This is a genomic window from Streptomyces sp. LBL (genome assembly GCF_029893585.1).
GTDB lineage: Bacteria > Actinomycetota > Actinomycetes > Streptomycetales > Streptomycetaceae > Streptomyces.
The window spans coordinates 282,291-305,676 of record NZ_JARXYX010000004.1 but is presented as its reverse complement, the minus strand read 5'-3'; the positions used below and the strand labels follow the sequence as shown (position 1 = coordinate 305,676).

Genomic DNA, 23,386 nt, shown 5'->3' with positions numbered 1-23,386 from the left:
ACTGCGCGCGATCGCTGCGTACGGACTGCGCACGATCGCTGCGTACGGACTGCGCACGGCCGCTGTGCATGAACTGTGCGCGACGTTGCGCACGACCGCGCATCAGAGCACAAGCGCGCACCAGAGCGCACAAACGCGCACGAACGCCGCGCACAAACGCCGCGTACGACGCCTGCGAAAGGAATGACGTGACACGCAAGACGGTGCGTATCGCCATGAACGGCGTGACCGGGCGCATGGGTTACCGCCAGCACCTGGTCCGCTCCATCCTGGCCATCCGCGAACAGGGTGGCCTCGACCTCGGCGACGGCACCGTGCTGTGGCCGGAGCCGATCCTGGTCGGCCGGCGCGAGCACGTGCTCAGGGCGCTCGCCGAGCAGCACGGCCTGGAGCACATCTCGACGGACGTCGACGCGGTCCTCGCCGACCCCACCGTCGACATCTACTTCGACGCCCAGGTCACCTCCGCCCGCGAGGAGGCGATCAGGAAGGCGATCGCCGCGGGCAAGCACATCTACACCGAGAAGCCGACGGCCACGTCCCTCGAAGGCGCCCTGGAGCTGGCCCGTCTGGCGCAGGACAAGGGCATCAAGCACGGAGTCGTCCAGGACAAGCTCTTCCTCCCCGGCCTGCTCAAGCTCAAGCGCCTCATCGACGGCGGCTTCTTCGGCCGGATCCTCTCCATCCGCGGCGAGTTCGGCTACTGGGTCTTCGAGGGCGACTGGCAGGCCGCCCAGCGCCCGTCGTGGAATTACCGCAGTGAGGACGGCGGTGGCATCGTTGTCGACATGTTCCCGCACTGGGAGTACGTCCTGCACGAGCTGTTCGGCCGGGTGAAGTCCGTCCAGGCCATCGCCACCACCCACATCCCGCAGCGCTGGGACGAGAACGGCAAGCCCTACGACGCCACCGCCGACGACGCCGCCTACGGCATCTTCGAGCTCGACGGCGGCGCCATCGCCCAGATCAACTCCAGCTGGGCCGTGCGCGTCAACCGCGACGAGCTGGTGGAGTTCCAGGTGGACGGGACCGAGGGATCCGCCGTCGCCGGTCTGCGCAACTGCCGTGTCCAGCACCGCTCGGCCACCCCGAAGCCGGTGTGGAACCCGGACATCCCCGCCGCCGAGGTCTTCCGCGACCAGTGGCAGGAGGTCCCGGACAACGCGGAGTTCGACAACGGCTTCAAGGCGCAGTGGGAACTCTTCCTCAAGCACGTGTACGCCGACGCCCCCTACCACTGGGACCTGCTGGCCGGCGCCCGCGGTGTCCAGCTCGCCGAGCTGGGCCTGAGGTCGTCGACAGAGGGCCGCCGTCTCGACGTACCGGAGGTCGAGCTGTGACCGTCCAGCTGCCCGACGGCAAGGGGGGCGTGCGGACCTACGAGCCTCGCACCGAGCCCCTCGCCTTCACCACCGGCGCCCCCTTCACCTCCCGCCGGGTCTTCTCGGCGGCCCATGTGGTGGCCGACCCGTACGCGGACGTGTCGCCCGACGGGCCCGCCGCCGTCGACTGGGACGCCACCCTCGCCTTCCGCCGCCACCTGTGGTCGCACGGGCTCGGCGTCGCCGAGGCGATGGACACCGCCCAGCGCGGAATGGGCCTGGACTGGGCGGGCGCGGCCGAGCTGATCCGCCGCAGCGCGGCCGAGGCCAAGGCGGTCGGCGGTCTCGTCGCCTGCGGTGTCGGCACCGACCAGATCGCCTCGGGGACGTTGGCGGAGGTCCGCGCGGCCTACGAGGAGCAGCTCGCCGTCGTGGAGGAGTCCGGCGCGCAGGCCATCCTGATGGCCTCGCGGGCTCTCGCCGGCGCCGCCCGGGGCCCCGAGGACTACCTGGAGGTCTACGGCCACCTCCTGCGCCAGTCCGCCGAACCGGTGATCCTGCACTGGCTCGGCCCGATGTTCGACCCGGCGCTGGAGGGCTACTGGGGCTCGTCCGACCTGGACGCGGCCACCGACACCTTCCTGGAGGTCATCGCCGCCCACCCCGACAAGGTCGACGGCATCAAGGTCTCCCTCCTGGACGCCCAGCGCGAGGTCGACCTGCGCCGTCGCCTGCCGCAGGGCGTCCGCTGCTACACCGGCGACGACTTCAACTACCCCGAGCTGATCGCGGGCGACGCGCAGGGCTTCAGTCACGCCCTGCTCGGCATCTTCGACCCGCTGGGGCCGCTGGCGGCGGAGGCGGTCCGCGTCCTCGACACCGGGAACGTGGCCGGATTCCGTGAACTCCTCGACCCCACCGTCGAGTTGTCCCGCCACCTCTTCCAGACGCCGACCCGCTTCTACAAGACGGGCGTGGTGTTCCTGGCCTGGCTGGGCGGCCACCAGAGCCACTTCACCATGGTCGGCGGCCTCCAGTCGGCCCGCTCCCTGCCGCACCTCGCCCGCGCCTACGAACTCGCCGACGGCCTCGGCCTGTTCCCGGACCCGAAGCTGGCCGAGGAGCGGATGAAGAACCTGCTGTCCGTGTACGGAGTGGAACAGTGACCGACCTCGCGCGCTTCAGCATCAACCAGATGACCGTCAAGCAGCTGTCGTTGCCGGAACTGGTCGACAGCTGCCTGGAGTTGGGTGTGCCGGGCGTCGGCCTCTGGCGCGAACCCGTGCAGACGTACGGCGTGGAGGCGACGGCCAAGCTGGTCCGCGACGCGGGCCTGGTCGTCACCACCCTGTGCCGGGGCGGCTTCCTCACGGCCATCGACCCGGACGAGCGGTCCCGGGCCCTGGACGACAACCGCCGCGCGGTCGACGAGGCGGCCACCCTCGGCACGGACGTCCTCGTGCTGGTCTCCGGCGGCCTGCCCGCCGGCTCGAAGGACCTGCACGGCGCCCGGGAGCGGATCGCCGACGCCCTGGCCGAACTGGGCCCGTACGCCGAGGACCACGGAGTGAAGCTGGCCATCGAGCCGCTCCACCCCATGTACGCCTCCGACCGCTGCGTGGTCTCCACCCTCACCCAGGCCCTGGACCTCGCGGAACGCTTCCCGGCCCAGCAGGTCGGCGTCACCGTGGACACGTACCACATCTGGTGGGACGACCGGGCCCCCGAGCAGATCGCCCGCGCGGGCGCCTCCGGCCGCATCCATACCTTCCAGCTCGCCGACTGGACCACCCCGCTGCCGGAGGGCGTCCTCAACGGCCGCGGCCAGATCGGCGACGGCGCGATCGACATGCGGGAGTGGCTGGGATACGTGACGGCGGCCGGCTACACCGGCCCCATCGAGGTGGAGCTGTTCAACGACGGGCTGTGGGCGCGGGACGGGCGCGAGGTCCTCGCGGAGACGGCGGAACGCTTCGTGACGCACACGGCGGACTGACCGTCCGTGGCCTGACCGTCCGTGGCCCAACCGTCCGTGGCCTGCCCGCCTCCGCCACGGACGGGCAGGCCACGGACGTAGGATCGGGCGCGACACCTGGTTGCCGCCGCTGTAGCTGGACTTGTACCAGCCGGTGAGGGCAGCACGACGGGTCGAGGTGACAGGTTCCGGTACGCCCACGGCCAGTCGCCGTGCTGCGGGCGTGGGCGCCCTTGGACGGCTAGCGGGTCCTGAAGCGGCGGTAGAGGTTGCGGGCTACGTAGACGCCTGGGCCGCCGAAGCCGACGATGTCGGCGCAGCCGTTGCCGGTGACGTCGGCGACGAAGCGGGGGTGGCGGTCGACCCGCCAGCCGCCTGCGTCCTCGTTGTACCCGAACCCGCGGCACACCAGTTGGGCCTGCTCGAACTGGTCGCCGCCGTGGTTGTGCGAGACCCAGACTCCCTCGTCGCCGAAGCCGACGATGTCCAGGTAGCCGTTACCGGTGACGTCGGCGAGGCACCGGAGGTGCTTCTTGCTCGTCCATTGCTGGGCGGTACCGAATTCGTTCAGGACGAGCTTGGAGGGCTCGAACGTGCCGTCGCCGCGCCCGTGTGCGACGACGACGCCCTGTGGGCCGAACCCGATGATGTCCGATGTCCTGGAGTGGAGGGCCCTGATCAGGAACCTGGGGTGTTCCTCGGTTGAGCTCCATCCCTGGTCGGCCCCGAAGTCGTCGAGGACGTACAGGGGGTCGGCGAACGTGCCTTCTTCGTCCTGGAGTGAGATCCAGACGCCGTCGTCGTGGCAGCCGACAATGTCGGCGCGGCCGTCACCGGTGGTGTCGACGAGGAAGCGGGGGTGTTTTTCGGCAAGCCAGCCACCCGCCTTCTCGTCGTGGCCGAACGCCCGGAGAACGGGTTCGTCGCCGAGAGGTGCGAACGTCCCTTGCCAGTCCTGGAGTGAGATCCAGACGCCGTCGTCGTGAAAGCCGACGATGTCGGCGCGGCCGTCACCGGTGGTGTCGACGAGGAAGCGGGGGTGTTTGTCCGCCAGCCACCCGCCGGCCTGCGGACCATGCCCGAACGCCCCAAGAAGCAGCTCGCCACCCGCGGGCTTGAATGTCCCGTCCTCGTCTTGACGCGACACCCGGACGCCGTCGGCGCAGAGCACGACGACCTCGGTCTCGCTGCCCGTCATGTGCGCGAGGGTCCACAGATCCTTGGGGCTCGGGGAGGGCCCGGGCTGGTGCAGGACGCGCTCGTCGTCCTCGAAGGTGCCGTCGCTTCTGCTGGAAGACGTCACAGCCCCCGTGGCGGGTTTGAGTCCCACGATGTCCAGCCCCCATGTGGTGCGGGCGAGGAACCTCGCACCGACCCCAGCCCACCAGTCGAGGTGCTCGCTGGGAGAGCGGTTGGGTCCGTCGGTCTTCCACCCGCCGGCGTCCTGGTCACTTCCGAAGCGGTCGAGGACCAGCAGCATGTCGCTGAAGGAGGGCGTCGCACCGGGTGCCGGCCGTAGCGCGGTCGAGCGGGTCAGTCGCCAGGAGCGGCGGCCGTTCCAGTGGCTCAGGGGTGCGTAGCGCAGCACGGGGTCGCTGGTGCGTTCGGGTTCGGCCGGGACGAGGCGCCAGTGCTGGCTTTCCGCGCTGTCGTCGTGCTCGCGCAGGATGATCCGGGTGTCGTCCGTGCCAGGGTCGTCGAGGTCGAGAACGGCGCCGTCGGTCGCGCCTTCGATGAAGTAGAGGCCCGCTTCGCCCTCGACGGGGACGAGGTGCCACTGCTGGGCCTTGTTGGCGGCGGTGGCGTCCCACTGGCGGACGCCGTGGTCCGCGTCGGCGGGGTTGTCGAGGACCTTGCCGGTGACCGCGTTGCGGATCACATACGCCGGCTCGTCCTGTCCTTGCCCGCCTTGTGCGGCCTGTACGGGGGTGAGCTGCCACTGCTCGGGGCTCGGGCCGCCGTCGGGGTAGTCGCGGACGACGAGGGCCCCGTCTGCGCCGGGCGCGGCCTTGGCGCCGAGGGTCTTGCCCGTGGCGGCGTGGACGATGTACAGCTTCAGTTCTTGCGTGGGCACGGGCATCGTGGTGCCTCTTCCGGGCGGTTGGGGCGTTGGCTCGGGACAGATGCGGCGCGGCGGTGGCGGCAGGTCACGTGAAGACGTGGTGGTACGGGACATTCCACTCGTTGGGCAGCCGCGGGTAGAAGGTGTTGATGACCGTCCCGGTGAAGTCCCCGCCCCAGTTGTAGGTCAGACGCACCTCGCTGTCGGCCGTCACCGCGTGGTCCTTGAACCCGAGGATCGCGTCGGGGTGGGTGATCGGCACGAACGTGATCCCGCCCCACGGCGTCACCGTGACCACCCACAGCTGGGTGTCCTCCGGTGCGCCGTTCATACCGCGCCACTGGTCGCCCACCTTGTCGGGGAGACCGACCTGGACGGTGTCGGCCGTGCTCTTGGGGGCCTCCTGGTGGACGGTGATCCGCCGGCGCTGCGGCTTCGGCGCGCCGTCGTCGCCGCGCCCGGCGTCGGTGTCGCTCGCCTTGGCGGTGGGGGGCGGCACCTGGCCCGCGGCGCTCTCGATGAAGTACAGCGGTCGCTGCCCGAAGAACCCGGCAGGTGTGATGTGCCAGAGGTGGCCCTGCGCCTCCTTGGTGGCCGGATCGAGCGTGGTGGCCAGCTTGACGCCCTTGTCGTGGCTGTCCTCCTTCAGCTCGGCCGGCCGCAGATAGCCGCCGTTGAAGGCGTGGACGAGCATGACCGGACGGCTCTCGATCAGCGCGGCCACGATCGCGTTGTCGTAGCTGTTCACGGCTACCGGGCCGCCGACCACCAAATTCGACATCGCCGTGCGTTCTTGGGTGTACATCGCGGAAACCTCACCTTTTTTGGATACGGGGACAATACGCCGCACGCTCAGTGCAGTCGTCTATCACGGGGAATTGCGGCAGGCTTAGCCGCTCTCAATCGAAAGGAATTCGAGAACGACGGGTGACGTAATCGAGCACCCTCGCGTAAAGCAACGCCGCAGGCAGGACTCCTGGAAAACCATCGGTGGGAAAACCATCGGCCGAGTGATCGACAGCTCCTCAACCTACCGCCTCTTGAACCCAGTTGAGCGGCCATCGATTCTTTTCACTCGATTGAGCGTGATGTGCACAGACGCCTTACCGGGCAATGCGGCCCCTGATAGCTTCAGTTTTCGGAACGCACGCAGATTACTGTTTAGATTTCACCGAGCGCGGTTAGCCCAGATCAGTCGAGGACAGACATTGCCTTCCAACGCGTACAACCTGGAACGGTTCAAGCGCCATCCGCTGACGAAGAAAAACCTGCGGGAACTGAACATCGCTCAGACCTGGCAGTCCATCCTGAACCACCCCAACCTGGTCTACACCGACAACTACGGCGTGCAGCACAAGCCCGTCGGGTTCTCCATCAACAAGTTGCGCTTCGGTGATTTTCCTGGCTCCGCGTTCGATCTGGGCTGGCTCGGCTATATGAACCTCGGGGAGCCGCTGATCGAGGAGCGGTGCGACATCACCCAGCCGGCGCCCGACACGTTCTCCTCGCGCGCCTATGTCAACCGCAGCCAGACGTCTTCTATGACCTTCACCGACTCGGTCGACTTCACCGTGTCGAACGGAGTGACGTGGTCGCTCCACGGGGACGCCAAGCTCACCTTCGGCGGCACCGTCGGCGCGCAGCTGCAGCTGCAACTGCAGAACCAGCTCAAGATGGACCTCCAGGCCCAGCTCGGAACGCAGCTCCGGAACGACATGGCGAACAAGAACGCCAACACGGTGACCAACAAGAACAGCAAGGACAGCGTCGGGGTGGACAACGCCAACGCCACCGAAACGGCCACGACGAACTCCATGGGGAACTCCGCGTCGAACTCGGTGACGAGTTCGGTGGCGTTCACGACCCAGGGCAGCGCCACCGGCAGCGCGTCGCTCAACGCCCAGTTGGCGCTGGGTATCGCGGCCACCGTCGGCGGGTCCCTGACCACCAGCTGGACGTCGAAGTCGCAGATCTCCGGGCAGGTCCCGGCAAGCTCCCGTGTGGAGACCATTGCCACGCAGCGGCGTACCCACAAGCACTACACGTACGAGATCCCGGTGACCTTCTCCGGGTTCCTCGCGGTGAAGTACGCGGTGCCGGTGGCGGTCCTGTCTCCCCCGCAGTCCGGGAACCTCCCCGGCCTCGCCCAGGTGGTCGCCCGCGACATCGGCGACATCGACCTGGCGGGCGGCGCCGGCTTCCGCATGAAGGGGCTGGCCGAGGTCGTCTCCGCTCTGGACGTCCACCACACGATGTTCGACGAGGAGAGCCTGACCTTCAGCCAGCGAGCGCTCCACAAGGGGCCTTGACCGGACGGTTCCGCCGCCACGACGACCAGAGGTGATGACCATGGTGTTCGACAACATTTTCGGTTCCGCGAAGAACAGCGCGGGGCTCTTCTCGGTGAAGACCGACAAAGACAGGTCGCAGCCGGGTGTGGATGACTTCGAGGAGGTCGAGCAGGACGCATACGACGACAAGAGCACCAGCCTGTTCAGCAACGCGATCCACGGGGCTTCCTCCCGGGCGAAAGTCGTACAGGAGCAGTCACCCGAAGCACGGGCCGTCCTGGGCTTCCTCGGCTCCTTCATCCGCACCGCCCAGAAATCAGCCGATGCCCAGGAGGCCTACGCCAAGGAGCCCAGCTCGGTGTCCACGGCGGCGTTCGACGGCATGAACAAGGCGAGCGAGAGGGTGACGGTCCGCGACGACCTGAAGAAGAACGAGGACCTGGAGGACAAGCCGAAGAAAGACAACTACACCAAGCACCCCAAAGCCCCGGAAACGCCCCAAGCCAAAGAAGCCCCTGCGCCGCCCACGGCGACCGCCCAAGTCCCGAAGACCCTCGGGGAAACCAAGAAGACCAACGCGACCGCCGAGGACCCGCCCAGCCCCCAATAGAGCCCGGCCTGCGAGGGGGGCAGGGGCGATCACGCCCCTGCCCCCCTCCCGTGCGTCGGTCACACGGGGAGCAGCTGCCACTGCCGGTCACGGTGGCCGCTCTTTGCTCCGTGCTGCTTGATCACCGTGCGCGCGTTGGTGTCGACCTGCAGGAGCAGACCGCTGTTGCGGTTCGCGATCTCATACACCCGCGGGGTGTCGGTCAGCGAGCCCACCGGGATCAGCCGCCAGTGCTGGTGGTGTGCGTCATCGCCCTCGTAGGCGCGCTGCGCGACCATTGCCCCGCCCCGCTCTCGCGCTTCGGCGACTTCCAGGACCTTGCCGCTGCGCAGGTTCTCGATCCGGTACAGGACCTCTCCGTCGTCCTGGCCCGCCACGACCAGCCGCCACCGCTGGTGGTCCCTGGGGACGGTGAGCATCTGGTGGACCTCGGCCCCGTCCTTGGTGGACTCACGCGCCACCGCCATCCGCAGCTTGCTGCGGACGTTGGCCCAGGAGACCAACGTGCCCGACTCGGGCAGCCCGGCCATCGGCGCCGCCGCGACCTTCCGCAGGCGGTGGTTGTTGTGGTCGGCGATGTAGAGGGCGTCGACGCAGTCCACAGCGAGGCCCCACGGGTTGCGCAGCTGGGCCGAGGCGGCCGGGCCGCCGTCACCGCCGAAGCCCTCGGTGCCCGTGCCGGCGACCGTGCTGATCTCCCCGTCCACCGCGACCATCCGAACCCGGTGACCGTTGTACTCGGCGATGTAGAGGTTGCCTACGCTGTCCACCACCACCCCCGTCGGGTGGTACAGCTGGGCGGCGGTGGCAAGGCCGCCGTCACCGCCGAAGCCCTCGGTGCCCGTGCCGGCGACCGTGCTGATCTCCCCATCCACCGAGACCATCCGAACCCGGTGATTGACGTGGTCGGAGATGTAGAGGTTGCCGGTGCTGTCCACCGCCACCCCACTAGGGCCGTTCAGCTGGGCCGAGACCGCCGGGCCGCCGTCACCGCCGAAGTCCGCGGCGCCCGTGCCGGCGACCGTGCTGATCTCCCCATCCACCGTTACCTTCCGAACCCGGTGGTTGTCGCCATCGGCGATGTAGAGGGTTCCGTCACTGCCCACCGCTACCCCACGCGGGTTGTTCAACTGGGCGGCGATGGCGAGACCGCCGTCACCGCCGAAGTCCTCGGAGCCTGTGCCGGCGACCGTGCTGATCTCCCCATCCACCGCGACCTTGCGAACCCGGTGGTTGTCGCCATCGGCGATGTAGAGGTTGCCGGTGCTGTCCACCGCCACCCCGCGAGGGCCGTTCAGCTGGGCCGAGACCGCCGGGCCGCCGTCACCGTCGGCGCCCGCAGTGCCCGTGCCGGCGACCGTGCTGATCTTCCCGTCAGTCGTGATCTTCCGAACCCGGTGGCCTTTGTAGTCGCAGACGTAGAGGGCTCCGGCGCTGTCCACCGCGACCCCGTAGGGAAGGTTCAACTGAGCCGAGGCAGCAGGGCCGTCGTCCCCTTTGGACTCCGCGACCCCGATCCCCGCGACCGTGCGGATCGCACCGGCGGAGTGCTCGTCACCTGTGGCTGCCGCAGGGGCAGTGCTCATCGTCATCCCTTCACCGTTCACCGACCGTCGGCGCGCTCACCTACGAAGCAACCGTGCCACCGGAGGCGCGCTGCTTCCATGCTGGAGGCCAGCGCTCCTCCGCCCGGGTCTGCGGCGGGCAAACCCATCCATCAAGTGATCCGGAAGCACTACCCGCCAGACCGGTGAAGCTGTGCCCCGGCGTGCGCACCGGGGTCGGCAGGCCGCCGAGTCCCTGACGAGTGGCCGCCCCTGCGTCCGGCTCTGAAGAACCACACCTCCTGACAAGGAATCCTCATGTCTGTCCGGTCCGCTCCCGCACCTGCCGTTCCTGCCTCCCCGCCAGCCGCTGCTGCTCTCCTCGATGTCGGTCGGCGCCTGGTGGAACGGCACGGCGGAGAGAGGGAGCCGGGAGAGTTCGAGATGCTGGGGTCGCGGTGGGATCTGCTTCCCCGGGTGTTCGCTCCGGTCCATACCGATTCCACCGAATTGTTCACCCAGTGGCTTCCCTTTCCTGTGGGGGGCAGCTTTCTGGAGGTGGGCTGCGGCGCGGGCGTGACGGCGGTGACGGCGGCGATGGCGGGCTGTGAGCGGGTCACCGCCTCGGACATCAGCTCCGATGCCGTGGTCAACGCCGGGCTCAACGCGGCGCGTCACGGTGTGGCGGACCGGGTGCGGGTGCAGCGGAGCGATCTGTTCGACGCCTTGGAACCGGGTGAGCGGTTCGACCTGGTGTTCTGGAACTCCAACGTCGTGTGGGCACCGGAGGATTTCGTCTATAGCCGGCAAGTGCAGTACGCGATCTTCGATCGGGACTACGCGGCGCACCAGCGTTACCTGTGTCAGGGCCTGGCGCGGCTGACCGGGGTGGGGCGCCTGTTCCTGGGGTTCAACAGCCTCGGTGACGCGGGCCGGCTGGACTCGCTGGCGTCTCAGGCCGGTGTACGGGTCATCGAGCGGCGGTGCGAGGCACGCAGGGCCGGTGACGTTGCGGTGACGTTCCGCCTGCTGGAGATCACCGGCATGCACGACCGGCGCACCGTGTGACCGCCGTGCAGTCGGTGCTTGCCGACTCCGTCAAAGAGCGGCCGGGTAGGAGACTTGGGCGAGCAACGCTGGTACTACAACGCGCGGCAGTTCCAGCCCCGGCGAACCGGCCTGTCATCAGTGACTGCCCAACGCGCCGTCCTCGAAGAGTACTTGCGCAGCAAAGTGGCGGCGCTGACCAACGTCACCTTCCTCGAACGCACCGAGCTGCTCGGCCTCCTGTCGACACCGGACGGGACACGGGTGACCGGAGCCCGGCTGCGTCCGACAGCACCGGAGACCGCGGACGAATCGACTCTCCAGGCCGACCTGTTCGTCGACGCCACCGGCCGCGGATCACGCACTCCCGTGTGGCTGCAAGAGATGGGCTACGAGCGACCCGCCGAAACGCGCATGCCGATCGTCCTGGCCTACACCACCCGCCTGTACCGAACCCGTCCGAACGTGCCCGACGGAGCGCGGTTCATCAACTGCATCGCCTCACCCGAATTCCCCAGGGGCGCGTTCTTCGGGCAGGTCGATCCGCGCACCACCCTGCTGTCGCTGACCGGACTCCACGGCGACCACCCACCCACCGATCCCGACGGGTTCCACCGCTTCGCCCGGTCGCTTCCCGTCGAGGACATCCACCAGCACATCCGGGAGGCCGAACCGATCACCGATCCGGTCTCCTTCCGCTTCCCCGCGAGTCTGCGGCGCCGCTACGAACGACTGCCGCGGCTTCCCGAGCGGCTCCTCGTGCTCGGTGACGCAGTGGGGTGAACCGACGCCGGTAGATCGGATACGTGGTGTCGGCCACCGAGCGCAGCTCTGTCTTCTCCTCGCGCCCCTCGCCGTCGCTGCGCAGACACGCGCCGTCCGACGTGTCTCGGTGAGAGAAGCGGGGATGCCGGGCCCGCCAGCCGGTGGGCGGCAAACCGGGAACGCCACTTGCCCACCGTCGATGAAGTAACGCCGAGATCCGCCGCCACCGCGGCATTTGACGCCCCGTCCGCACAGACAAGAACGACTCGCGCACGTTCAACAAGACGGGGACGCACCGCCCCGCCCGCCCAGCGCGGCAGCTCCGCCCGCTGCGTCGCGGAACGCTTCCCCGCACGCCAGGTGGGCGTCACGGGGGACACATACCGCATCTGGTGGGACGGGGCGACCCTACTCTCCGCCCGTCGACGTATACGTGACGTATACTCGACGCATGTCCGACGTCATGATCCGCGTGCCCGCCGAAGTCCGTGATCAACTGGCCGCCGTGGCCGAGGCGCGAGGCACCAGTCTCCGTGCCCTCATGCAGGACATAGCCGCTCAGACGCTGACTCCCGAGCAGATCGGGGAACGGGCCGACCGCACGCGTGCGGTGCTCGCCGAGCGCTTCGGGCACTACGTTTCGGACGAGGAGTCCGCCGAGATGCGGCGCAAGATGCGGGAGGCCGCCGCCGCTCACCGCGCCGCCCCGGCCGAGACGGAGTCGTCCCCTTGAGCTGGCCCGAACACTACGTCCTCGACACCCCCACCCTCCTGGCGTTGGGAGGGGACAAGCAGGTTTCCGGCCTCATCCATGCCGCTGCCTCCAGTGACGACGTGCGTCTGTGGGTCCCTGTCCTGTGTCTCCTGGAGGCCGAGCGCCGACGCGCCGGGATCGTCGGCCACGTGGGTGTGCTGGTGGACGTTCTCCATCTCATCGACGACGACTACGCCATGGTGGTGACCATCGCCGAACTGGGTCGCGCAGGCGTCGACTTCGGCATATCCGCCGCCGTCCACACCGCCCGCCCGAACCAGACGCTCCCCACGGGCGGTCTGATCGCCACCGTGGCACCGGAGCCGTACCAAGGACTCGGGGTCGGGATCATGGACCTGAACCGTTGAGGTACGTGAGCATGGTGACGAACCCGAAGGATCCGGCGATCGGTACCAGGCACAGTCTTCGCTTTGGAAAAAAGTTGCGGGCCGCTGTCGATCCGGCCACCTGCCGTTCGACGTCATGATGTGAGGCGCCTCGCCCCACGATGACGCGCCAGGACCTGACGAGGAAACACGTGAATCAACTGCTGAGAGTCATGAACTTCACCGTCTCGAGTGACGGAATCGGTGCCGGTGAGGATCAGAGCCTTGAGAGTCCGTTCGGCCACGCCGTCGACCCGGCGAGGCTGTTCACCTGGGCCGGAGCCACGGCGAGCTGGCCCATGCGCACCGATCCCGGAGGGAGCCGGGGCCTCGACGACTACTTCACGCGAGACTTCGCACGCAACATCGGGGCCGAGATCATGGGCCGCAACAAGTTCGGGCCCCAACGCGGGCCCTGGCCGGACCACGAGTGGCGCGGCTGGTGGGGGGAGGAGCCCCCGTTCCACACACCGGTGTTCGTCATGACCCATCACCCGCGCCCTTCGTTCACGCTCTCCGACACCACGTTCCACTTCGTCGACAGCGACCCGGCCACGGTCCTCGAACGGGCGCGGGAAGCGGCGAAGGGCAAGGACGTCCGACTCGGCGGCGGGGTCACCACCATTCGGCAGTTCCTTGACGCTGACCTCGTCGACGCCATGCATGTGGTGGTCTCGCCGGTAAAGCTCGGGTCCGGACTGCGACTGTGGGAGTCCCCCGATGAGCTGCTCGACCGGTTCCACCTGGAGGTCGTGCCCAGCCCGAGCGGCGTGACGCACCACCTGTTCTGGCGAAGGTGACGCGAGGGCACCCTCAGCGGTCAGGGCGGTCAGGACTCCCCGTGCTCTGGACAGCTGTCCTGGTACGGGAGTCCTGACACATACGTCGACCACTTGTCCTCGAGGGGCTTCAGAGGGTTGTCCTCGGGGAGCCCTCCACCCGCCAGCTTGCAAGCCCTGCCGATGGGATCGGCGCTGATGGCGGGGAGGGCGTGCAGGTCCCAGATCTGGACCGGGCCGCCGTACAGGGAGGTCACGGCGAGGCGGCCGTCGGGGCTGAAGGCGAGCAGGGTCAGCTGCTCGGAGGCGGACAGGGTCGCGGCCGTATGCAGGCGGGACAGGTCTCCGACATCGGTCAGACGGATGTCTCCGGACTCGGTGGTGGTGGCGAGGAGGTTCCCGTCGGGGTGGAAGACGGGATTTTTGGAGTCCTCGTCCCCCTTCGGTGTCTCGGCGACCTTGCGGGGCTTCTCCGGGGAGCTGATGTCCAGGAAGAGCAGTTCCTTGCTCAGCGCGGTGGCGAGCAGTTTGCCGTCTGGGGAGAAGGCGGAATCGGCGAACGCGTCACGGAGATGGATCGGTTCGGCGGAGGGCGAGCGGTAGCGGACCAGGTACGTGTCGGTGCCGGAGGGCACCGACAACAGCTCGCCGTCGGGGCTGAACTCGGCCGACGTCAGGGGAGTCACCCCCTTCTTGAACGCGCCCAGTTCCTCGGGGTGCTCGGGGTCCTTCACGTCCCACAGCGCGGCCCATCCGTCGGAGACCAGCGTCGCCGCGCCGTTGGCGACCAGGGTCGCGCCGCGCGGCGAGAAGTTGAGATGCATCCAGTTGGCGTCGCCGCGCTTCCTGACGGGGTTGATGACCGACAGCTGACGAGGCCGGGTGGACTCGGTGATGTCCCAGAGGGTGATCCTGTCCTTGCGATCGGCCCCCGCGAGGATGTTTCCGTCGGCGCTGACGGCGAGATCCTGGACGAACGCCTTCACATCCACGGACCCGACGCGTTTCGGGCGGCTCGGGTCGGTCATGTTCCACAGGGTGATCGTCTGTCCGTAACCGGCGAGGGCCATGGTCTTCCCGTCCGGCGTGATGGCGGCCGCCGCGGTGTGACCGTCCAGGTCGCCTATGGTCGCCAGGACCTCGGGCCGTCCGGGGACGTCGAGACTCCAGCGGATGACCTCCTCCGGGCTGACGGCCGTCAGGGTGTCCTCGCCGAAGACCATGTCCAGCGGCGCTCTCTCGTGGCCTCTCAGTGTCACTTCCTGCTGGGGCTTTGCGCTGTTCTCGACGTCCCACACCGTCACCAAGTCGTCGGACGAGCCCGTGGCCAGCCGTTTTCCCGATCGGTCGAATGTGAGAGCGGTGACGGATTCTTTGTGAGCGCGCCAGGCCGCTCGCGCCTTGGGCTGCGCGGGGCTGGTGATGTCCCACAGCACGACGTCGTTGTCATGGTCCGTGGCGAGTAGCCGGCCGTCGGGGCTGAAGGCCATCTTTTCGTCAACCCGGTCCAAGCGGGTCAGCCGTCGTGGTCGCGCCGGCGTGGAGACGTCCCACACGGTGGCGCCCGAGGTGTGGGTGATGGAGTTGCGGTCGGTGGGTTCCTCCTTGGCCTCGACCCGCCCCGTCGAACTCACCAGGGTCCGCCCGTCCGGGCTGAAGAGCACGACGCTGTTGTCGTAGACGCCACGCTCCACGGCCACTCGCCGTGGCTTGTTCCCGGAGAGGCTCCACAGGACAACGGATCGGTCCGGCGCGGAGGCCCTCTCGCCGTCACCCCATCCGGCGGCGGCCAGCAGCTCTCCGTCCGTGCTGAAGGCGACTCCTGAGGGATTGCCCGTCAGGCCGTCGACCCTCAGGACGGCCGCGCGCCGCGGATGTTTCAGGTCCGCCAGCGACCACACGACGACGGTGCCGTTGTCGCAGGCACCGGCCAGCATGCGGCCGTTGGCACTGAACACGAGACCGTTGGGGTACTCGCCGCAGCCCTTGAGCGTCGCGAGCTGTCTGCGCCGGGTGGCGTCCGAGACGTCCCACAGACCGATGCTGTCCCGTTGCGCGGCGGCCTGTAGCCGGCCGTCGCGGCTGAGGACACCGGGGCCGGCCGTGACCGCACGCTCATCGGAGGTACTTCCGGCGTACCGGCTCTCCGCCAGGGTGCCGAACACGGCGGCCCGCGACTCCGCGGTGGGCTCGATCCGGTGGGCGGCCAGGGCGAGTCTCAGGGACAGCCGCGGGTTCTCGTCGCGCAGGTTCTGCGACTCGGCGATGAGGGCGCGCAGCGTGGTCAACCGCCGTTGGTCCTGGGCTTCGCCGCGTTGCCGGTTCGCCTCGACGGTCTGCCACACGGCGAGCACCGCGACGACCGCCAACGCGCACAGCAGGGACACGAGGACCCGCAGCCGCCTTCTGAGGCCTTCCCGCCGCTTCCGGTCCGCCGCCAGGCTTGCATGGACGAGGGCCTCCTCCGCACGCGGCAGTCGGCGATGGCGCAGCCGTTCCGCCCGGAGCAGGTCCACGGCGGCATCCAGCCGGATGCCCTGTAGCAGCAGGTCCCCGTGCCGCCCGCCCGCCTCCCACTCCCGGGCACTGTCCGCCAGCCTCTGCCGCTGGACGAGCAGGTCCCTGTCCTCCTCGATCCACGTCCGCAGCCGCGGCCAGGCATGAAGCAGTGCCTCGTGGGCGATCTGTGCGTACTCCTGGTCCACAGTGATCAGACGGGCGGTGGCGAGCCGTTCGCGCACGGAGCGGGTAGCGACCTGCTGCGGGGCGGACAGGCCGTCGAGCAGGTCGGCCACGGGCACCCGGCGCCGTACCACCACCCCGTCGTCGGTCAAGTGGACCAGGCGGAAGAGGAGTTCGCGTAGCGCTCCGCGTTCGGCCGGGGCGAGACCGTCGTACAGGTGGTCGGTGGTCGTCGTGACCGCACGCCAGATCCCTCCGGTCGCCTCGTACCCGGCCAGGGTCAGTGTGGCGCCGCTGCGCCGCAGCCAGGTCTCGCGCAGGGCATGGGCCAGGAAGGGGAGCGCGGCGTCGCGATCGTGGCCGGTCTCGCCGTGCCGGAGGTCGCGCAGCAGACGGTCGGTCAGGCCGGGTTCGAGGGTCAGACCGGCGGCCCGGGAGGGGCGCTCCACGGCGGCGCGCAGGGCGTCGTCGTTCATCGGTCGCACGGTGAACTGGCCGTGGTCGAGCGCGCGGGCGAGACCGGGGTGCGTGAGGCAGTCGCCGTAGTGGTCGGCCCGCAGGCCCAGCACCACCCGCGGCGGTTCGGCGGTGCCCTGGGGGCGGGTCAGGACGTCGATGAAACGGGCACGCTCTTTCGCGTCCGTGCAGCGGGTGAAGACCTCCTCGAACTGGTCGACGACGAGGAGGCGGTGAGGTTCCCGGCCGGGTAACGGCTCCGTCAGCCGTCCTTCGGTCAGAGCCCGGTGCACCTCGTTCGGCGGCCGGCCGGTGGCCCTGGCCCACACCTCGGCCAGCGCGCGCAAAGGACGCGGGCCGGGCGCGGGCAGCAGCACGGGCGGCCACGGCAGGCCGCCGTGAGCGGACGGTTCGGCGCGGCGCCGCTCCAGACCGGCCAACAGCCCGGCGGTCAGCAGCGACGACTTGCCCACACCGGATTGGCCGACGAGTACGACGGGTGCGGTGTCGCCCCGCCGCGGTTCCCGCGGGTCGTCGCACACGGCGTCCAGCAGCCGCCGGGTGAGGTCCTCGCGGCCGAAGAAGTGGCGTGCCTGAGTGGTGCCGAAGGGCTCCATCCCGGGGTACGGGCACGGCACGTCGGCTGGCGGTTCGGTGCCGGGATCGTGGGGGTCCCGGTAGGCGCGGTTGCGGGTGAGCCGCAGGGAGCCGAGGGTGCCCTCGCTCTGTCGCCAGGGGCGGATCGATTCACCGTGGAAGGCGCGGTCGACGGCCTCGTACAGCCCGTCCAGCGTGAGCCACGGGGAGCCGGCCGGGTCGCCGTCCGTGAGCAGGTCGATCAACCGCCCGCCGACCAGCGTGTGCCGGTGGCCCTGGGGCGCGTACGACAGGTCGTACCAGAAGGCCGAACTGAGCAGGAAGCTGCCGTCCGGGCGAGTGACCAGGAAGGGCGGCGAGCCCTGCGCCGGGCCACCGGGCACCTTGGCCCGGCCCGAGTAGCAGCAGTCCAGTACGACGACGCTGCCGCCGGGCGCTTCGGTGAGCAGGTTTCTGACCGTGCCGTAGGGCACCGCGTCGGCGATCCGGCCGGGTGACCGGCTGGCGCGGGTGGCGAGGTACAGCTCGTCGCCGGGGCCGAGGATGCCGTGCCCGACGTAGCACAGCAGGATCGGGCCGGTCGCCTCCCGGGCAGCCCGTTCCACTGCCTCGACGATCTCGCTCGACGTGGCGTCCGGGGGTACGCGGTGTACCCGGCCGCGCATCCCGCACGGGTCGTTCAGCACCGCTTCGAGGTCGTCGAGTGTGGTGGCGACAGCCGGGAGATCGGGCAGCTCGGAGGCCGGGACGTGGTCGGGCGTACCGATGAGGATCGCGTACGCACCCGGCGCCGCGAAGTCACCCAAGTCGCCGTCGTGGACGCTGTCCGGCGCCGACATGTGCTACTCCTGCCGTGACGTGCCCTCGTCGGGCCTGGTCGTGGTGCCGGAGGTGCGGGAGGTGCCGGAGGTGCTGTTCGGGGCGGCGGGGGTCTCGGGGGTGGCCTCGTTCGGCGCGCTCCTGGTCTCGGCGACCCCCTCGTCCAGCGCGGCCGTGATCTCGCGGATGTACTGGGCCCTTTTCTGAGCCGAGAGGTTCGTGACGCTGGTGGAGGTGAGGGTGATCTCCGTCCCGTCGGGACGGGTGACGCTCACCGTGCACGCGGTCCGACGAGTGGCCAGCCAGGTGATCAGGCCGGCGGCGAACGTCGTGACGACCCCGCCCGGTTCGAGCAGGGCAAGCAGCGCCTCGCCGGGCAGACCCATGGCGCCGGGCGGCGGCGCCGAGTCGGCGGGCCGGAGTCGGCCGCGCAACTGCGGTTCAGCGGACAGGCGTCGCCGCAGATCGTGTACAGAGGTGTTCATGGCCGTGCTGTTCCCGGCCGTGCCGTCGACGCTGATCCCCACCCGCACTTCGGTCACGCCCCTACCCATGCCCGCTCCAGCGCCTCCTCACCCGTCCGATGCGTCAGGGCGCGGCGCCGGTCGCTCGTTCCCGGCCGGCGTACGCGATGAAGTCGGCCTAGGCGGCGGGGAGAGGGCGAGCTGGGAACCCCGCCTGTTCTTGGAGTCCCGGACTCGGACGGCGTCGGGCCAGGTGACGATCTCAAGGCACTCGCCCTGATCGCCGCCGCTGTAACTGGACATGTACCAGCCGGGGAGCCCGTCTCGCCGGGTGAGGCATGGGAGTGATCAAACGTGTGGTGGTTGCCTCCGGCTGGACGGCAACCACCACCATGTCGGGACTGTCTGATCAGGGATTGGCGCAGATCGCGTAGACGCTGATGCCGACCGTGGAGTAGCCGTCCTGTCGGCCGAGGGCGATCCAGCCGGTGCCGTCGGGGGTGGGGAAGCTGCCGACCAGTACCGCGCCGTTGCCCTGGGCCTCGGCGCCGCCGCCGAGGACCTTCTTGCCCGCAGGGCAGTAGAGGGTCCGGCGTTGGAAGTTGGGCACGTTGGCGTTGGGGAGTTGGACGATCTGGTAGCCGTCCACGGCCCCGGCCCGCGCCCGCGCCGGCGCCTTGGCCGCGGCAGCGTGGCCGGCAGCGGTGTCGCTGGTGGTGGCCTGGGCGGCCCAGCCGGCTCCGGATACCAGGGCCAGGGTCAGAACGCCCGCGCCGATCGCCTGTTTGACTCGCATGTGTATGTCCTTCTGTCCCGGAGGCTCCGCAGAAGTGGAGTCCTCTCGGTGGCCATCGTCACAGCGCCGACCAGTGAAAAGGTGAGAAGTATCCATAAACCCCACGATGGCGTGGATACGGGTCAAAGGGGGCGCTTGTGACCGGCGGGTGACGTGACGGCCGGTCGGGTCACGCGCCTGCCGTGCGCCACTGGTCGCGGTGTGGTCCCGGGCGCCTGCAAAATATCCGAGGCGCCCGGATCGATGACCGGCGGAGCAGCCGGTCAGCAGCTCTGCCAGAGGCGGGTCATGACGCGGACGCCGAACCGCAGCCCGTCCAGCGGGACGCGTTCGTCGACGCCGTGGAAGAGGCGGCCGTAGTCCAGGTCGTGCGGGAGCTTGAGGCCCTTGAAGCCGAAGCAGCGGATGCCGAGCTTGGTGAAGGCCTTGGCGTCGGTGCCACCGGGGTTGCAGTAGGGCACCGGGTGGCCGTCCGGATCCTCGGCGCGTACCGCCTCGCACATCGCGTCGACGAGGGGGCCCTCGAACGTCGTCTCCAGGGCGACGTCGTGGTTGACCCACTCGCGAGTGACGGACGGGAGCAGCAACTCGTCGATGGTGTCGTGGAGTTCCTGCTCGTGGCCGGGCAGGAAACGGCCGTCGACGCGGGCCGTGGCCTTCCCCGGGATGACGTTGGTCTGATAGCCCGCCGAGAACATGGTGGGGTTCGCGGAGTTGCGGAGCACCACCTGCATGAAGTCGGCGACCGGTCCGAGCCTCGCCAGGGTTCCTTCGATGTCGTTCTCGTCGAAGTCGACGCCCTGGAGGCGGGCCGCTTCGGCGAGCAGGGCGCGTACGGGCTCGATCAGGCGGATCGGGAAGGTGTGGCGGCCGACGCGGGTCAGGGACTCGGCGAGATCGGTGACGGCGTTCTCGTCGTTCGGGGACGAGCCGTGCCCTGCCCGGCCGGTGGCCGTCAGCTCCATCCAGGCCATGCCGCGCTGGGCGTTCTCGATGGGGTAGAGGCGCCGGGTGTCGTCGATGGCGAACGAGAAACCGCCGCCCTCGCCGATCGCCTCGGTCACGCCGGCGAAGAACTCGGGCCGGTGCTCGACGAGCCAATGCGCGCCGTACTTGCCGCCCGCCTCCTCGTCGGCGAGGAAGGCGAGAACGAGATCGCGCGAGGGCCGGATACCGGTGCGGGCGAAGTGGCGGGCGGTGGCCAGCATGACGGCCACGGTGTCCTTCATGTCGATCGCGCCGCGGCCCCACAGGTAGCCGTCGCGGATCTCTCCGGAGAAGGGGGGCACCTGCCATTCGGACGCGTCGGCCGGTACGACGTCGAGATGGCCGTGGACCAGCAGCGCGCCGCGGTCCGGGTCCGCGCCGGGGATCCGGGCGATGACACTGGCCCGCCCGGGCGAGCTCTCCACGAGCTCGGACCCGATGCCGACCTCGGCGAGCCGGTCCACGACCCAGTCCGCGCAGGCGCGTTCGTCGCTCGTCGGGTTGGAGGTGTCGAAGCGGATCAGCTCGGCGCAGAGTTCGACGACCTCGCGCTGGGCTTCCTCGGAGGCGGTGGACACAAGGGTGACAGGGGTGCTCATGCCGCTCCCACCGTGGCCGTCTCGGGGACGGCGGGCGCACTGCTGCCCTGGTCGTCCAGGGCCGAGGTGCCGTAGGGCTTCACCAGACCGAGCAGGCCGAGCACGGAATACAGTACGAAGGCGGTGGCCAGCGAGTTCAGTGCCGGTATGCCGACGGTGACGAACTTGCCGACGCAGAACGCCGCGGCCCAGATCACCAGCGACATCGGAACCCAGGTGGGCGAGGCGGCGGGCAGCGTCTCGGCCTCGCGGGTCTCGTCGAGCGGCTTGCGCATCTGTCGTACGACCCAGTACTCGGCGACGACGATGCCTCCGATGGGCGGGATGGCGACGCCGAGGACGGACAGGAACTCCGTGAAGTGGGTCATGATGCCGACCGCGGAGAGCACCGTCCCCGCGATACCCAGCACGATGGTGACGACGCCGCGGTGCAGCCGCTTGCCGAAGACGACCTGGAAGAAGTTGACGACGCCCAGCGAGGAGCCGTACAGATTCCAGTCGTTGATCTTCGCGGTGGACATCAGCACGATCAGTACGCCGACCAGACCCGAGGTGCTGAGCACGATGTGCGTGACCTGGCTGCTCTTGACCATGTGGCCGAGCAGTACACCGGTGAGGCCGACGATGTACTCGGAGAGGATCATCGACGAGGCGCTCTGCAGAAAGACGTGCGAACCCTTGCGGTTGTAGCGGGTCATCTCCGGCGAGACGATCGCGCCGGTCATGTAGCCGCCCGCTATCGCGGTCGCGGCGACCGCCAGGGGGATGGTCTGGCCGGGGGGCGGCGAGCTGATCAGGTCGCCGATCGAGTGGTCCATCAGCGCGTCGGTGACGGACCAGGCGACCAGGGCGAAGAACAGCGGGGTGACGATCTTCGCGAACAGCGCCATGAAGCGGAAACCGAAGATCACCAGCACGGTGACGGCCACGCCCGCGATCACGCACCACATCCAGGACGGGCCGCCGGCCAGCGCGGACACGCTGGTGCCGAAGATCGTGTTCTGTACGCCGAACCAGCCGACGAGGCTGATGGCGATGACGAAGCTGACGAGCGCGGAACCGTTGCGCCCGAAACCGGCCCAGCGGGTGAGCAGTGGCGTGGCGAGGCCCTCGCGCATGCCGGCCAGGCCGACCGCGAAGATCACGATCTCGAGGATCACGGCGCCGAACGTGAAGGCGAGGAACGCGTTCTGGACGGTCATGCCGATGCCGATGGTCGCGCCGAGCGTGAACTGCGAGATCGAGCCGGACTGGGCGAGCCACTGGAGCAGCATCGTCCAGAAGCCGAGCCGCCGGCTGCGCGGGACACGGGACAGCGAGTAGTCGTCGCTGCCGAACTGCTTCGGGCTCTCGGTACGAGAGGTGGTGGAGGTCATGAGGACTCCCGGGACTCACGGCCGGCCGTCTGCAGGTGCGACAGCGGGCCATAGCGGTTGACGAGGTTCTCGAACTCCACCGCGTCGTGGAAGTCCAGTTGGCCGCCGCCGTAGGCCTTGGCGACCTCGACGGCGTAGCGGGCGGCGGACGCGATGTCGCTCTCGTGGCTCGCGCCCGTCTGACAGCCGGGCACTGCCGCGGCCGAGGTGATCGCCAGCCCGACGACCGGGGCGTTGGTCGCGGTGGCGGGCTGCAGGATCGAATTGATGTGGTGGACGCCGTTACCGTACGGGGTGATGTCCTGCGTGGTCACGGGATACGTGACCAACGGCGCACCGGTGACGACGGCGAGCAGTTCACCGAGCTGCTCGCTGACCCGCAGCACCCACCCCTCCTTGACGGTGGGGGACAGGGCCAGGCCCTTGTGGTTGATGATGCGGTTGCCCTTGGTGGTGTCGACGGAGAGCACGGCCTCCATCTCGCCGGTCACCTCGTGCCGGTTCATCGTGGCGATGTCGACGGGCGAGCCCATGAACGGCACCGGGTCATGCGGCTCGGTGGGCGCGTTCGGGCAGATGTGGGTCCCGATGATCACGTCGCCGGGCAGTGCGTCGCCGCGGCGGCGCATGTCGAGGAGCTTGGCGGCGGCGGCGAGTGCGGCGGCGGCGCCGTCCGCGTCGGAGACCAGGCCGGTCACCTCGGGTCGCGCGCCGATCCCGCCGAGCCGCCCGATCACGCCGAGGGTGCGGGCCGCGCCGCCCGCGGAACGGCCGGTGCGGCCCGGGATGCGCACGAGCACGAAGTCGGTGGAGCCGTACTCGCCGACGACGTTGGTGACCCGGGCGCCGGAGCCGTCGGGGCCTGCCAGGGAGTCGAGGTAGTCCACGACGCGTTTGCCGTCGGCGTCCGGATCGTCCAGCAGATCCACGATGTCCAATACGTACTTCAACATGGGCGGTCTCTCTCGCTTCCGTCCGCACCCGTACGGCGCTCTGCTGCCGGTTGCTGCGACAGCAGATTCGGGATCGGATAGCGTTGTCCGCAACTGTTTCCCGTTATATGCAATCCAGGTCT

The 23,386-nt window shown here is 69.3% G+C and carries 20 protein-coding genes and 1 pseudogene; 10 read left to right on the top strand and 11 right to left on the bottom strand.

What is annotated here, in order from left to right:
• Positions 1-188 precede the first annotated feature (188 nt).
• From M2271_RS06860 to M2271_RS06850, 3 genes are read left to right on the top strand one after another with little or no spacing between them, the layout of a single operon-like run.
• A complete protein-coding gene (locus tag M2271_RS06860; RefSeq protein WP_280886196.1) occupies positions 189-1,340 on the top strand; it encodes a Gfo/Idh/MocA family oxidoreductase in 1,152 nt (383 codons plus the stop codon).
• On the top strand, positions 1,337-2,488 hold the full coding sequence (locus M2271_RS06855) for a dihydrodipicolinate synthase family protein (RefSeq protein WP_280886195.1): 1,152 nt from the start codon (positions 1,337-1,339) through the stop codon (positions 2,486-2,488). Before M2271_RS06860 ends, M2271_RS06855 begins: the two co-directional genes overlap by 4 nt.
• Positions 2,485-3,318 carry a sugar phosphate isomerase/epimerase family protein gene (locus M2271_RS06850; RefSeq protein ID WP_280886194.1) on the top strand — a complete coding sequence of 278 codons (834 nt, stop codon included), beginning with the start codon at positions 2,485-2,487 and terminating at the stop codon, positions 3,316-3,318. Before M2271_RS06855 ends, M2271_RS06850 begins: the two co-directional genes overlap by 4 nt.
• 220 nt (positions 3,319-3,538) lie before the next feature.
• Here M2271_RS06850 and M2271_RS06845 read toward each other — a convergent pair whose 3' ends face one another.
• Both M2271_RS06845 and M2271_RS06840 read right to left on the bottom strand, forming a co-directional pair.
• Positions 3,539-5,377, bottom strand: coding sequence for an RICIN domain-containing protein (locus M2271_RS06845; RefSeq protein ID WP_280886193.1), 1,839 nt, complete (start codon positions 5,375-5,377; stop codon positions 3,539-3,541).
• Between the two features lie 67 nt (positions 5,378-5,444).
• Positions 5,445-6,164, bottom strand: a complete 720-nt coding sequence (locus M2271_RS06840) for a hypothetical protein (protein ID WP_280886192.1) — start codon at positions 6,162-6,164, stop codon at positions 5,445-5,447.
• A gap of 403 nt (positions 6,165-6,567) precedes the next feature.
• Between M2271_RS06840 and M2271_RS06835 the strand changes: the two genes are divergently transcribed.
• Positions 6,568-7,668 (top strand): hypothetical protein, encoded by a 1,101-nt coding sequence (locus M2271_RS06835; protein ID WP_280886191.1) that lies wholly within the window; start codon positions 6,568-6,570, stop codon positions 7,666-7,668.
• 40 nt (positions 7,669-7,708) lie between these two features.
• Positions 7,709-8,260: a hypothetical protein gene (locus tag M2271_RS06830; RefSeq protein ID WP_280886190.1), complete on the top strand. Its 552-nt coding sequence runs from the start codon at positions 7,709-7,711 to the stop codon at positions 8,258-8,260.
• Positions 8,261-8,319: 59 nt separating this feature from the next.
• Here the strand turns inward: M2271_RS06830 and M2271_RS06825 are convergent, their stop codons facing one another.
• Positions 8,320-9,846: an RICIN domain-containing protein gene (locus tag M2271_RS06825; RefSeq protein WP_280886189.1), complete on the bottom strand. Its 1,527-nt coding sequence runs from the start codon at positions 9,844-9,846 to the stop codon at positions 8,320-8,322.
• 435 nt (positions 9,847-10,281) lie between these two features.
• Between M2271_RS06825 and M2271_RS06820 the strand changes: the two genes are divergently transcribed.
• Positions 10,282-10,872, top strand: a complete 591-nt coding sequence (locus M2271_RS06820) for a methyltransferase domain-containing protein (protein WP_280886188.1) — start codon at positions 10,282-10,284, stop codon at positions 10,870-10,872.
• Between the two features lie 120 nt (positions 10,873-10,992).
• On the top strand, positions 10,993-11,634 hold the full coding sequence (locus M2271_RS06815) for a hypothetical protein (RefSeq protein WP_280886187.1): 642 nt from the start codon (positions 10,993-10,995) through the stop codon (positions 11,632-11,634).
• A gap of 131 nt (positions 11,635-11,765) precedes the next feature.
• Here the strand turns inward: M2271_RS06815 and M2271_RS06810 are convergent.
• Positions 11,766-11,894: pseudogene (locus tag M2271_RS06810) on the bottom strand (helix-turn-helix domain-containing protein); the annotation flags it as partial.
• A gap of 173 nt (positions 11,895-12,067) precedes the next feature.
• On the opposite strand from M2271_RS06810, the gene M2271_RS06805 reads away from it, so the two are divergent.
• The 3 genes from M2271_RS06805 (at position 12,068) to M2271_RS06795 (ending at position 13,556) form a co-directional block, all read left to right on the top strand.
• Entirely contained in the window at positions 12,068-12,349 is a 282-nt protein-coding gene (locus M2271_RS06805; protein WP_280886186.1) for an Arc family DNA-binding protein, read from the top strand.
• A complete protein-coding gene (locus M2271_RS06800; RefSeq protein ID WP_280886185.1) occupies positions 12,346-12,738 on the top strand; it encodes a hypothetical protein in 393 nt (130 codons plus the stop codon). Before M2271_RS06805 ends, M2271_RS06800 begins: the two co-directional genes overlap by 4 nt.
• Positions 12,739-12,908: 170 nt before the next feature.
• Positions 12,909-13,556, top strand: a complete 648-nt coding sequence (locus tag M2271_RS06795; protein ID WP_280886184.1) for a dihydrofolate reductase family protein — start codon at positions 12,909-12,911, stop codon at positions 13,554-13,556.
• A 29-nt stretch (positions 13,557-13,585) separates the two neighbouring features.
• Here M2271_RS06795 and M2271_RS06790 read toward each other — a convergent pair whose 3' ends face one another.
• The 7 genes from M2271_RS06790 to M2271_RS06760 all read right to left on the bottom strand — a co-directional run bounded on the left by M2271_RS06790 (position 13,586) and on the right by M2271_RS06760 (position 23,264).
• On the bottom strand, positions 13,586-18,109 hold the full coding sequence (locus tag M2271_RS06790; protein ID WP_280886183.1) for a hypothetical protein: 4,524 nt from the start codon (positions 18,107-18,109) through the stop codon (positions 13,586-13,588).
• A gap of 3 nt (positions 18,110-18,112) precedes the next feature.
• Positions 18,113-18,643, bottom strand: coding sequence for a hypothetical protein (locus tag M2271_RS06785; protein WP_280886182.1), 531 nt, complete (start codon positions 18,641-18,643; stop codon positions 18,113-18,115).
• 18 nt (positions 18,644-18,661) lie between these two features.
• Positions 18,662-18,856, bottom strand: coding sequence for a DUF397 domain-containing protein (locus M2271_RS06780; protein ID WP_280886181.1), 195 nt, complete (start codon positions 18,854-18,856; stop codon positions 18,662-18,664).
• Positions 18,857-18,962: 106 nt separating this feature from the next.
• Positions 18,963-19,349: a hypothetical protein gene (locus tag M2271_RS06775; RefSeq protein ID WP_280886180.1), complete on the bottom strand. Its 387-nt coding sequence runs from the start codon at positions 19,347-19,349 to the stop codon at positions 18,963-18,965.
• A 263-nt stretch (positions 19,350-19,612) separates the two neighbouring features.
• Positions 19,613-20,935: a M20/M25/M40 family metallo-hydrolase gene (locus M2271_RS06770; protein WP_280886179.1), complete on the bottom strand. Its 1,323-nt coding sequence runs from the start codon at positions 20,933-20,935 to the stop codon at positions 19,613-19,615.
• Positions 20,932-22,311: a cytosine permease gene (locus M2271_RS06765; RefSeq protein WP_280886178.1), complete on the bottom strand. Its 1,380-nt coding sequence runs from the start codon at positions 22,309-22,311 to the stop codon at positions 20,932-20,934. The genes M2271_RS06770 and M2271_RS06765 overlap by 4 nt, the downstream gene beginning before the upstream one ends.
• Positions 22,308-23,264: a DUF1177 domain-containing protein gene (locus M2271_RS06760; protein ID WP_280886177.1), complete on the bottom strand. Its 957-nt coding sequence runs from the start codon at positions 23,262-23,264 to the stop codon at positions 22,308-22,310. Before M2271_RS06760 ends, M2271_RS06765 begins: the two co-directional genes overlap by 4 nt.
• Positions 23,265-23,386 lie beyond the last annotated feature (122 nt).